Here is a 12,451-nt window from a genome sequence, read left to right as displayed (position 1 = left end):
TTCGCCTCCTGCCATACGGTCTCCCACACCGGCCCCACAGCAAGCCCATGGCTATCCCATCTACGGCGAGGTCCGTTTCGGCAGGTTCTTGGCATTGAAGCGACGCTCGAAGCCAGCCGATGCCGACCGAACGTCCTCCCACACGATCCCATCTCCTGCCTGCCGAGGCCGACGCCGCCGCGCGCCGCTTGAGGCGACGCTTGCGCCTGCCTTACGGCGAGTTTGCCGATGTACAGCAGGTTCTGCTGGCCGACCTGGGTGCGCGGTTGCCGGGATGCCATCGGGAGCGCGGTAGCCTTGGAACGCTCGCGAACAACGGGCTGCGTCACCGCTGCGCTGAGATCGTCGATCGGATCGGTCGTGCGCGACGATTTTCGGCGAGCACACGGTATCGCTCGAGAGGCCGATCGCTGACACCGAGGGGACGGGTTGCCGGCGCGGCTGTCGGAGGCCGTTGCGATCGGCGGGATCTCGATCGTCCGAAGTTTCGCGCTGCGGCGCGTGTTCGATGCGATCCGGCTCCGACGAACGAGCAACGCCGCCGGAGGCGAACCCCCAGCGGCTTGTCCGCGGGCTCCATTCCGGCTTGCTGCCGGCGAGTGGCGCGCGATGGCGGCGTCGCAGGATCCGCGGACGATCGATCTTTATCTGTCTGCGCTCTCCTCCTCGCTCGGCTGGGAGTTGTCGGCCGACATCGCGCGCAACAAGGAGATGATCGCCGGGTCGGACGAAGCCGAGCGCGTTTTCCGCAACACCGTGTTCGGCGAGACGTGGGTCAAGACCGGCGATGCGCCGGACTGGCAGCGTCTCACTGATCGACCCGAGGACTGGACGCCGAGCATTGTTGCGGCGGGCGGCTTGTTCCCGACGGCAGGCGCGGACGTTCAGAAGGACCGCATCGAGGTCGACGTGTGGGCATGGGGACGCGGCCTCGAAGGCCGGCTCGTCGAGCACGTGGTCATCGAAGACGACCCTGGTTCGAGGCGTGCTGGGCGGGTCCCACCGACCTGCTCGGTCGGTCGCGGACGCACGCCCATGGATCGTCGCTGACCTTACGCCACGACGTCGCCGCTTGCCGGCTACCGTCGGGTCCACGAACGTCGGCCCCGTCACATGGCTCGCGCGGTCGAAGCCCTCCGCGCCCGTCACCGGCGCCACCTGTGCAACCCCCGACCTGGCACGCTTGATCACGGTGACGAACAAGCGCCGCTTTTGCCCGGCTCGAATGGCAGAAGCTGCGCGCAGGTCGCGTCGCTGGAGTGCGAGGAGCAAACGGCGCCGCCGCACGCAGTATCGCGTCCCGTCGCGCGGCGGCGGACGGTCCAATCGAGCGACCTGAGCTGGCGATGGCCACCGCGGCCGAACTCGAGACCTGCCGCGAGGCGCTGCGGGCGACGCGCGTCGCACGCGTCAGTACGACGGCAAGACCGTCGCTTCGCGCAGCCTCGCCGAGATCGACCGCAATCAAGGCTGGGCCGCATGATCGCCGCTGCGGAGGGCCGGACCATCGGCGGCCGAGGATGGAACCGGCGCGGTCAGCCTTCAGCCCAGCACGCCGCAGGTCCTGCTGTGCGGCGAGGACGTGAAGTTCTCCTCTCCAGGTGACGTCACCGGCGGCTTCGAAGCGGTCCATGATCGGACGCTGATGGCGGTCTCGACCTCGCTCGGCCTGTGGTACCACCTCGTCACTGGCGATGTCCGGCAGGCGAACTACCCGAGCCTGCGGGCCGAGAGGGTGGAGTTCCGAAGGCGCATCGCGCAGCTGCAGCATGGGGTCATCGCCCACCAGCTGTGCCGCCCCAGCTGGCAGCGCTGGTTGGACGCTGCCGTCCTGGCTGGCGCGCTCGATGCGCGGTCAGCCCCTGGCACGCTGCGACCCGTCCAGTGCATCCGGCTGCGCGATTGGGTCGATCCGCTGAACGACATCCAGGCGCAGGCCCTCGCCATCGAGTCCGGCCTGCTCTCGCGCCGAAAGGCCGTCGATGCCACCGTCTACGACATCGAGGAGGTCGACCGGGAGACCGCCGCCGACGCCACACGCGCCGACGGTCTCGGCCTTGCTCGCTGCGGATCAACACCCCCGGCGGGCTCGATGTTCAACACGGTCGCGATCCACAACGCGCTGAAGCGTCATCCGGCCGGCGTCACCGTCTGGATCGGCGGCATCGCCGCATGGGCTGCGTCCTATGTCGCTATGGCGGGCGACGAGGTCACTATGCCGGCGAACACCTTCCTGATGATCCACGATCCGAGTGGCATGGTGTCGGCCCGCGGCGACCTGCGGGCGATGGCCGAGGCGCTCGACAAGATCAAGACGAGCCTCGTCGCGGGCTACGCCGCGAAGTTCGGCGGGAGCGAGGCGGACATCGCCGAGCCGATGCGTAAGGAGACATGGTTCGACGCCGAGGAGGCGGTTGCGTACGGCTTCCTCGATCGCGTGGCCGAGCGGTCCGGATCGCCGCGCGGTTCCATATCGGCAACTTCCGCAACGCGCTGGAGCTGGTCGAGGAGTGAGCACACGAAGGAGCTTGCGACGGCCGGTGAGGACAGTGAGGCGGTCTCCGAGGACGACGCGGCTGTCGATGAGGCAGCCACCGGCGCCGCGAAACCGATCCGCCGCAACGGCCGCCACATCCGTCGGCAGCGGCGATCCGCTCCGAAGCGATGGCGCAAGCCCGCGCTGTCGTCGACCTCTGCACGCTCGTCGGCCTGCCGCGTATGGCGAGCCGCCTTCTTTCCGACGCGACCCCGATCGAGGAGGTCCGAGCCGCGCTGCTCGCCGCTCGCGCCGAAGCGGGCTTGGAGCTCGACGTCGATCACGCCCGGCCGGGCGGAACGGCTGGCGCAGGACCTTGGGGCGAGGTGATCGCCTCCACCTTCAAAGCCCGGAGGATGAACCGATCACCGTACTCACCGAAGGCCGTGGTTCTCCGCGCCGCGCCCGCCGGACTGGTCGGTCACCGGGACCGACGCGGTGCCCAGCGGCGAGGTCGTCCTCCTCGAACGGCGCTACGGCGGCGGGCTCGTTATCGAGATGCGCGCGGGGCCATCGGTGCCGACGCGATCGCCGACGCCCGCGACGTGGTCGATGGGCCCGTCCTCCTGCGTGCCGGCCTCACCACGGAGATCGACGACATAGAGTCCATCGCCCCCGGAGTGGAGGGCGGTCGGACCGTGCCGACGATGATGTCGGCCCCAACTTCAGCGTCCTGCGACGCAAGCTCGTCCCATGCTCCGTCGTGCGCGGTCCGCTTCCGCGGCGACGACCCGGCCCCTCATGGAGCCAACGGCACGCTGGCACTCCGGTCGGGCATAGCGGTCAGCTGCCATCGCGCGGCGTCGCACCACTTGTCATCGCCGATCGCCGCTGCAAAACTTGTCCGATGGACGCGATCACCGACTTTGCGAAGCTGGAACGCCCGTCCCGCCAGCGGGACGAGCTCGCGCCGTTCCACGTGTTCAACGAGGCGGACTGGGCGCTCTTGCGAGCCGGCATGCCGATGACCTTGTCGCTGGACGAGATCATCCAGTTGCAAGGGTTCAACGACCGCGTCGAGCCGGGGCAGGTGGAGACGATCTACCTACCGTTGTCCCGTCTGCTGTCGCTCTATGTGGAGGCGACTGAGGGGTTACACAACGCGACCCACGCGTTCCTCGGCCGCGAGCCGGAGCGCGTGCCGTTCGTCATCGGCATCGCGGGATCCGTGGCAGTCGGCAAGACGACCACCGCGCAGCTCCTGCAGACGCTGATCGCGCGATGGCCGTCACGTCCCAAGGTCGACCTCGTGACGACGGACGGCTTCCTCTACCCCAACGCGCGTCTCCTCGAGGACGGGCTGATGGAGCGCAAGGGGTTCCCGGAGAGCTATGACGTCGGGATGCTTCTCTCCTTCCTCGTGGACGTGAAGGCGGGCGTGCGCCATGTCGAGGCGCCGGTCTACTCGCACCTCACCTACGACCGCGTGCCGGGCGAGACCATCGTGGTGGACCAGCCCGACATCCTTCTCGTCGAGGGCCTCAACGTCCTGCAGACCCAGCGGCTGTCCGGCGACCGGCCACGCGTGCCGTTCGTGTCGGACTTCTTCGACTTCTCGATCTACATCGACGCCGACGAGGCGTCGCTTGGCGAGTGGTACCTGACGCGCTTCAACCGTCTGAAGGAGACCCGCTTCACCGATCCGCGCTCCTACTTCCACCGTTACGCGCACGTGTCCGACGCGGAGGCCGAGACGTTCGCCCGTGGGCTGTGGAACCGGATCAACCTCAAGAACCTGCGCGAGAACGTCGGCCCGACGAAGCTGCGTGCGGACCTTATCCTGCACAAGGGTGACAACCACCGCATCACCAAGGTCGCGCTGCGCAAGGTCTGAGCCGCTCCGGCCCGGTTCCACGCGGAGGCGGAGACCAAGGGCTCGCACGCGCCACCGGGTCATGGCACTCGCCGCGCCCGGCGCCCCGCTGTCCCAGGACTGCGCGTGTGGACCTGCCGTGCACGGTCTTCCTAGGGACGACCAGATGGCCTTGCCGAGGGGTGCGGCGCTTACCATCCCCACCCCCTTTCCCGACGGCGCGGGGCCAGCGGCTCGGATCCTCACGGACGACGCACTCACGGGTTGCCTTTTCGTGCGGGTCCCACGGTCGTCTCGCGCGAACGCGCTCCCCCAACGACGACGCCAGCTGTCGCCGAAGAGAACCCTCCCCGCCGAGCACGCGCGGCGCCGCAGCGAGGCGGCGTTCGTACGCGAGGGGTCGGACGACGCAGCCCGCCGAACCCGGCATCCACCCGACGAACGTCGCGATGCCCGGCTGCTCGACGGACGGCTCGTTCAAGGGGTCGTTCGCACGCACAGGACCCGCCCATCGTGGCGACCTGCGCGCCGGTGGCTGAAGCGTTTTGACGTCCCATCCCCGCAGTGGGCGACTGCGCCGGTCCCGACCACCTCAGTCACGCGCACAGCTGGCGCGTCCCCGCGCCGTGCCGCTCGAGGGTTGACCGCTGCGCCGTGGCGCCGCCTTGCAGGGCGACGCCTTCGCCCCGCTCGCGACGCCGATGGCGCGACCAACCGGTGGGGCCGGGGCAAAGGGGTTCGCGTCCGGGGAGGTGCGGCTGCGTCGTTGCTGGACAGACCGCGCGCCGGGAAGCGCGCTCCGCGGTTTGCTGCACCGAGGCAGGCGCGTCGTCCCGGCGCCCTCGGCAACAGGCGCGCTTGCCTGGTGCGACGCGCTGCCGCCGGCGCGGCGGCTCGGGCTCGGCTCAGGCCGCCTTCAGCACCTCGCCGGCGGCGTAGTTGAGGATCGGCGCGAGCCACCGCTCTGCCTCGGAGACGTCCCATCCCTTGCGCCGCGCGTAGTCCTCGACCTGGTCGCGCTCGATCTTGCCGACGCCGAAGTAGAAGCTGTCCGGATGGGAGAAGTAGAGCCCGGACACGGAGGATGCCGGCCACATGGCGCAGCTCTCCGTCAGCGTGACGTGCGCCCGGGCCTCGGCGTCGAGCAGGCAGAACAGCGTGCGCTTCTCGGTGTGGTCGGGCTGCGCGGGGTAGCCCGGAGCGGGACGGATGCCGCGGTACGCCTCCGCGATCATCTCGGCGGGGTTCAACGCCTCGTCCGGCGCGTAGCCCCAGTGGGTGCGGCGCACGCGCATGTGGGCGTACTCGGCGAACGCCTCCGCCAGTCGGTCGGCGAGCGCCTGGAACAAGATCTTGCCGTAGTCGTCGCCGCGCTCCACGAAGCGCGTCGCCACGTGATCCTCGCCAAGTCCTGCGGTGACCGCGAAGCCGCCGACGTAGTCCGCCGGACCGCCGAGCGGGGCCACGAAGTCGGCGAGCGCCACGTTGGGCCGGCCGTCGCCGCGCGGCATCTGCTGGCGCAGCGTATGGAGGCGGGCGAGCTCGCCACTGTTCTCGCCGAACACGACGATGTCGTCGCCGTCCGACTGAGCGCGCCACAGCCCGATCACGCCGCGCGGGGTCAGCCAGCGCTCGGCGACGATGGAGGCCAGCATGGCCTTCGCATCCCGGTGGAGGGCGCGCGCCGCCTCGCCGTAGCGAGCATCCTGGAGGATCGCTGGGAACGCACCCTTCATCTCCCAAGCGGCGAAGAACGGCGTCCAATCGATGAAGGAGGCGAGGGTCTCGAGCCGCGCCTCGATCGTCCTGACGCCGAGCTCGGCCGGGACGGGCGGCGCGGTGGACGCCCAGTCCGTGGCGAACGCGTTCGCCCGGGCTTGCGGGAGCGAGGCGCGGCGCTTCTCGCCCTGCCCGCGCAGGTACTTCGCACGCGTGGCGCGGTAATCGGACCTCACCTCGGCGGCGTAGGCCTCGCGGTCGTTGATGAGGCGCGAGCACACGCCGACGGCGCGCGAGGCGTCGGTGACGTAGACCGTCGGCCCCGCAGTGTAGTTCGGGTCGATCTTGACGGCGGTGTGGATCTTCGACGTCGTCGCGCCGCCGATGAGGAGCGGGACGGTCAGTCCGGTCCGCTGCATCTCCGCCGCAACGTAGCACATCTCGTCCAGCGATGGCGTGATGAGCCCGGACAGACCGATGATGTCGACGCCCTCCGCCCGCGCCACCTCGAGGATCCTCGCCATGGGCACCATGACGCCGAGGTCGATCACCTCGAAGTTGTTGCACTGGAGGACGACGCCGACGATGTTCTTGCCGATGTCGTGCACGTCGCCCTTGACGGTGGCGAGCAGCACCTTGCCGGCCGAGGAACGCGCGCCCGACTTCTCCGCCTCCATGTGGGGAAGGAGGGTCGCGACCGCCTGCTTCATGACGCGGGCGGACTTCACCACCTGCGGCAGAAACATTTTGCCGGACCCGAACAGGTCCCCGACGACGTTCATGCCGTCCATCAGGGGTCCCTCGATGACGTCGAGTGGGCGAGCGGAAGCCAGTCGTGCCTCCTCGGTGTCGGCCTCGATGAACTCGGTGATGCCGTGCACCAGCGCGTGCTTCAGCCGCGCCGCGACGTCCCCCTCGCGCCACCCAAGGTCCGGGGCGCGCCTGGCGCCGGCGCCGCCGCGCCAGCGCTCCGCCGCCTCGAGCAGGCGCTCCGTCGCGTCCGCTCGGCGATTGAGCACGACGTCCTCGCACAGCTCGCGCAATCCGGGCTCGAGGTCGTCGATGACGGCAAGCTGGCCGGCGTTGACGATGCCCATGTCCATGCCCGCAGCGATGGCATGGGTGAGGAACACCGAGTGCATCGCCTCACGCACCCGCTCGTTGCCGCGGAACGAGAAGGAGAGGTTGGAAACTCCGCCCGAGACGTGCGCGCCGGGCAGGTTCCGACGGATCCAGCGCGCGGCCTCGATGAACTCGACGCCGTAGTTGTCATGCGCCTCGATTCCGGTGGCGACGGCGAAGATGTTGGGATCGAAGATGATGTCCTCCGGCGCGATGCCGGCCGCCTCGGTCAGGAGCTTGTAGGAGCGCGCGCAGATCGCGGTCTTGCGCTCAAAGGTGTCGGCCTGCCCCGCTTCGTCGAACGCCATCACGACGACGGCGGCACCGTAGCGCCGGACGAGCTCGGCCTGCTCCAGGAACGGCGCCTCCCCCTCCTTCAGGGAGATCGAGTTGACGATCGCCTTGCCCTGGACGTGGCGCAGGCCCTCCTCGATCACCTCCCACCTCGACGAATCGACCATGATGGGGACGCGGGCGATGTCGGGCTCCCCCGCCACGAGGTCGAGGAACGTCGCCATCGCGGCCTTGGAGTCGAGCAGGCCCTCGTCCATGTTGACGTCGATGACCTGGGCGCCGTTCTCGACCTGCTCGCGGGCGACGGCCAGCGCGGTCGCGTAGTCCCCCTCCTTGATGAGCTTGCGGAAGCGCGCCGAGCCAGTGACGTTGGTGCGCTCGCCGACGTTGACGAAGACGATCTCCTCGGTGAGCGCGAATGGCTCGAGGCCGGACAACGCCATGACGGTGCGCGGCGCAGGCAACTCACGCGGCATGTGCGCACCGACCGCCTCGCGGATGGCGGCGATGTGCTCCGGCGTCGTGCCGCAGCAGCCGCCGACGACGTTGATCAGCCCCTCCTGCGCGAAGCCGCCCAGCTGCCGCGCCATGTACGCGGGGCTTTCGTCGTAGGCGCCCATCTCGTTGGGCAGGCCCGCGTTCGGGTAGACGCAGGTGAGCGCGTCGGCCACGCGGGCGAGCTCGGCGACGTGGGGGCGCATCTCCTCCGCGCCGAGCGCGCAGTTGAGGCCGATGGTGATGGGCCGTGCGTGGCGCACCGAGTTCCAGAACGCGGTGGGGGTCTGGCCCGACAGCGTGCGTCCCGACCGGTCGGTGATCGTGCCGGAGATCATCAGCGGCACGCGCCTGAGGCCGCCGGCGAACAACCCCTCGATGCCGAAGATCGCCGCCTTGGCGTTCAGCGTGTCGAAGATCGTCTCGAGCAGCAGGACGTCGACGCCGCCGTCGACGAGGCCGCGCGCCGCCTCTGCGTAGGCTTCGGCCATCTCGGCGAACGTGACCGCGCGGTAGGCGGGATCGTTGACGTCCGGCGAGATGGACAGCGTGCGGTTCGTCGGCCCGATGGCACCCGCGACGAAGCGCGGACGGTCCGGCTCGCCGGCGCACACCGCGTCGACGGCCCGCCGCGCGACCTGTGCCGCGGCGAGGTTGAGGTCGTAGGCACGGTCCTGCAGCCCGTAGTCCGCCTGAGCGATGCGCGTGGCGGAGAACGAGTTCGTGGCGACGATGTCCGCTCCGGCCTCGAGGTAGGCGCGGTGCATCCGCTCGATGGTCTCCGGCTGGGTGAGCGACAGGAGGTCGTTGTTGCCGGCCTGGGGCAGGTCGACGTCGAGCCGCCTCGCACCCTCGCCGCGGAAGCCGGCCTCGTCGAGGCCTTCGGCCTGGATCATCGTACCCATGGCGCCGTCGATGACGAGGATGCGGCGGCGGGCCTCGCGGGCGATCTCGTGGGTCATGACGTCCTTCAGGCGGCGGCCGGGACCGGCAACGCGGGTTTGATGCCGATGAGGTGGCACAGCGCGTAGACGAGGTCGGCCCGGTTCATCGTGTAGAAGTGGAAGGTGTCGACGCCGCGGCGCTCCAGGTCGCAGACCTGCTCCGCGGCGACCGCGGCGGCGACGAGGCGCCGCGTCTCCTCGTCCTCCTCGAGCCCGGCGAACCGATCGGCCAAGGTGTCCGGGATCGACGCGCCGCACATCCCGGCGAAGCGCTTCACCTGCTTGAACGAGTGGATCGGGATGATGCCCGGGACGACCTCGACCTCGAGGCCGCGCGCGGCGACGCGCTCGCGGTACGCGTCGAACAGCGCGTTGTCGAAGAAGAACTGGGTGATCGCGCGGTCGGCACCGGCGTCCACCTTGCGGGCGAGGTGGTCGATGTCGGCGTCCCAGTCGCCGGAGTCGGGGTGACGCTCCGGGTAGGCCGACACGGACACCTCGAACGGCGCGATCGCCTTGATGCCGGCGGTCAGCTCGGCCGCGTTGGCGTAGCCGTCGGGGTGGGCGGCGTAGGGCGTGCCGGGGCCCTCCGGCATGTCGCCGCGCAGCGCCACGATGTGGCGCACGCCCGCGTCCCAGTACTCACGGATCACGGCGTCCACCTCGGCGCGCGAGGCGGCGACGCAGGTGAGGTGCGCTGCAGGCTGCAGCGAGGTCTCCTCCGCGATGCGGCGAACCGTGCGGTGCGTCCGCTCACGAGTGGAGCCGCCGGCCCCATACGTCACGGACACGAAGTGCGGCGCGAGCGGCTGGAGCTTCTTCACCGTCGACCACAGCGTCTCCTCCATCACCGCAGTCCTCGGCGGGAAGAACTCGAAGGATACGCGGGTCATGCGAAGGCCCCCTCCCTGGTCCGGACGTCGTCGGCGACGATGCGGGGATCGACGGCGAGCCACAGCGTGACGGTAAGCGTGTCGTCGCTCCCAGCAAGGTCGAGGCACGCCACGGTCTCGAGGCCCGCGTCGGCGAGCCAGTCGGCCATCTCGTGGCGCGCGATGCCGAGCCTGCGGTGCTGCGCCTCGGTCCGCAGCGCCTCCATCGTGTGAGGCGCGAAGTCGACCACGAGGAGGTGTCCGCCCGGACGGAGCGTGCGCGAGGCCTCGCGGACCGCCCGCGCCGGGTCGTCGAGGTAGTGCAGCACCTGATGCACGACGACGGCATCGAACCTGTCGGTGCCCAAAGACAGGGCGTAGACGTCGTCCTGGGCGAGGCGTGCGTTGGTGACGCCCGCAGCGGACAGGTTGGCGCGCGCCACCGCGAGCATCGCGGCGCTGGCGTCGATGCCGACGAGACGCTGGGCGTGCGGGGCCATCAACTCCAGCATCCGCCCGGTGCCGGTGCCGACGTCGAGGAGCGCTCGGATGGTGCGCCCCGTAAGAAGCTCGACCGCCTTCGCCTCGACCTGGGCCTCAGGCACGTGCAGCGAGCGGATGCGGTCCCACACCGCAGCGTTCGCCGCGAAGTAGTCCGCCGCGGCGGCGGCGTTGGCCGCGCGGATGGCGGAGCGGCGCTCGCGGTCGCGCCGGTGTACCGGGTCGTCCGGGTCGAGCTGCGACAGGACGAGGTCGGCCACGCGCACGCCCGACGGGTCCTCGGCGAGCCGGTAAAACGCGAAGGCGCCCTCCACGGAGCGCACCACGAGCCCCGCGTCGGCGAGCAGCTTCAGGTGGCGGGAGATGCGCGGCTGGCTCTGGCCGAGGATCGACGTCAGGTCCTTCACGGTGAGCTCAGCGTCGCCGAGGAGGGCGAGGATGCGCAGCCGCGTCCCCTCGCCCGCGGCACGCAGCGCGGTAACGAGCGTCTCATGAGACAGGCCCCTGGTGGCACCCGCGGCGAACTTCACACTAAGACCTCAACATAAAGAAATCTTTATGCGGTTATGATGCGGCCCCTCCCGGGAGTCAACGCTCGTGTCGGAGCTGCTGACCAACGGTAGCCCCGGAACCTGTCGCGAACCCGATGTCCCTGCCCCACGCTCGGGGCTGACAGACGAGCCCCGCGACGGCCCCGAGCACCGGCGGGGCGCACTTGCCAAGATGGCGGCCGCGGCTCATGTGGAACGATCCCTCCGAGACGCATCCCATGAGCACCGCCGACGCGGACCCGCGGCACTTTACGGTCAGCCTGCGCATGGTGTTCGCCATCGCCGTGCCGATGACGCTGGCGTACCTTTCAACGCCGCTCATCGGGGTGGTCGACGTCGCCGTCGTCGGTCAGCTTGGCGACGCGGCGCTGATCGGCGCGGTCGCGCTCGGCGCGCTGCTGTTCGACTTCATCGGCACGTCGTTCAACTTCCTACGCTCGGGAACCACCGGGCTCGTCGCCCAGGCGATGGGCGCGGGGGACCGCGAGGCAGAGGCGATCACCCTTTGGCGCGCGCTGCTCTTCGCGACGGTCGCCGGAACCGCCGTCATCGCGCTGCACCAGCCGCTGCTCTTCGTCTTTCTCGAGGCGATGGGGGCCAGCGAGGCGGTCGATGCCGCCACCGCGCGGTACTACGCCGTGCGGGTCTGGGGCACGCCGCTGATGTTCGCCAACTACGCGATCCTCGGCTGGCTGCTGGGCCTCGCGCGCGCGGGGACAGGGCTCGGCCTCCAGGTCATGCTCGGCGTCACCAACATCGCGCTGTCGCTCCTCTTCGTGCTCGGCCTCGGCTGGGGCGTCGCGGGGGTGGCGGCGGCCTCGGTGATCGCCGAGGGGGTGACGCTCGCGGCCGGGGCCGCCGTGGTGGCTCGGGCGCTCGGCCGGCGGCCTCGGCCGACGCTCGCCGCGGTGCTGGAGCGGATCGGCTTCCTGCGCATGGTGTTGGTGAACCGAGACATCTTCATCCGCTCCATGCTGCTCGTCGGCACGTTCTCGTTCTTCAACGCGGTGAGCGCGCGGACCGGCGACGTGACGCTCGCGGCCAACGCGATCCTGATGAACGTCTTCCTCCTTGCCTCCTACTTCCTCGATGGGCTGGCTACCGCCTCCGAGCAGCTCGGCGGACGCGCGGTGGGGGCGCGCCTAAGGACGGCGTTCGACCGCACGGTGCGCGTCACGCTCATCGCCGGCGTTACCCTCGCCGCTGGTCTGAGCGCGCTCGCGCTCGTCGCCGGGCCGGCCTTCATCGACGCGATGACGACGTCCGAGCCGGTCCGGTCGGAGGCTCGGCTCTACGTAGCATGGGCGGCGCTCACCCCGGTCGCTGGCGCCGTCGCCTTCATCATGGACGGGCTGTTCATCGGCGCGACCTGGACGGTCGCCATGCGCAACATGATGATCCTGTCGACGCTACTCTTCCTCGCGGTGTGGGCCGTGGCGACGCCGACCTTGGGCAACCACGGACTATGGCTCGCGCTCCTCGCGTTCCTCGGGGCGCGCGGGCTGACGCTGTGGCTCGCGGTGCCACGTCACGCCCGTAGGACCTTCGGCGTGCCAGCGTCCTCACGTTAGCGGGGGCCGAGTGCGCGGGGCCAGCAGGCCCGG

At 70.1% G+C, this 12,451-nt stretch carries 7 protein-coding genes; 4 read left to right on the top strand and 3 right to left on the bottom strand.

From position 1 onward, the window contains the following. Positions 1-609 precede the first annotated feature (609 nt). From ACOOE8_RS07610 to coaA, 3 genes are all read left to right on the top strand, one after another. Complete coding sequence (locus tag ACOOE8_RS07610) at positions 610-1,050, top strand: terminase gpA endonuclease subunit (protein ID WP_420394224.1); 441 nt, start codon at positions 610-612, stop codon at positions 1,048-1,050. Positions 1,051-1,582: 532 nt separating this feature from the next. Beyond that, positions 1,583-2,866, top strand: a complete 1,284-nt coding sequence (locus ACOOE8_RS07605; protein WP_420394223.1) for a head maturation protease, ClpP-related — start codon at positions 1,583-1,585, stop codon at positions 2,864-2,866. A gap of 517 nt (positions 2,867-3,383) precedes the next feature. Further along, positions 3,384-4,370, top strand: coding sequence for a type I pantothenate kinase (gene coaA, locus ACOOE8_RS07600; RefSeq protein WP_420394222.1), 987 nt, complete (start codon positions 3,384-3,386; stop codon positions 4,368-4,370). A gap of 884 nt (positions 4,371-5,254) precedes the next feature. Here coaA and metH read toward each other — a convergent pair. Genes metH through ACOOE8_RS07585 form a run of 3 tightly spaced genes read right to left on the bottom strand, consistent with a single transcriptional unit; the run spans position 5,255 to position 10,826 of the window. After that, positions 5,255-8,941, bottom strand: coding sequence for a methionine synthase (metH, locus tag ACOOE8_RS07595; protein WP_420394221.1), 3,687 nt, complete (start codon positions 8,939-8,941; stop codon positions 5,255-5,257). Between the two features lie 8 nt (positions 8,942-8,949). Next, the gene (metF, locus tag ACOOE8_RS07590; RefSeq protein WP_420394220.1) at positions 8,950-9,816 is read right to left on the bottom strand and encodes a methylenetetrahydrofolate reductase [NAD(P)H]; all 867 of its coding nucleotides are present in this window, start codon (positions 9,814-9,816) and stop codon (positions 8,950-8,952) included. Next, entirely contained in the window at positions 9,813-10,826 is a 1,014-nt protein-coding gene (locus ACOOE8_RS07585; RefSeq protein WP_420394219.1) for an ArsR/SmtB family transcription factor, read from the bottom strand. Before ACOOE8_RS07585 ends, metF begins: the two co-directional genes overlap by 4 nt. A 239-nt stretch (positions 10,827-11,065) precedes the next feature. On the opposite strand from ACOOE8_RS07585, the gene ACOOE8_RS07580 reads away from it, so the two are divergent. Continuing rightward, positions 11,066-12,418 carry an MATE family efflux transporter gene (locus tag ACOOE8_RS07580; protein WP_420394218.1) on the top strand — a complete coding sequence of 451 codons (1,353 nt, stop codon included), beginning with the start codon at positions 11,066-11,068 and terminating at the stop codon, positions 12,416-12,418. The last annotated feature ends 33 nt before the right edge of the window (positions 12,419-12,451 follow it).

The sequence above is a fragment of the Acuticoccus sp. genome (genome assembly GCF_965213555.1).
Lineage (GTDB): Bacteria > Pseudomonadota > Alphaproteobacteria > Rhizobiales > Amorphaceae > Acuticoccus.
The sequence above is the reverse complement of the archived record's forward strand: the minus strand, read 5'-3'. Positions and strand labels throughout refer to the sequence as shown.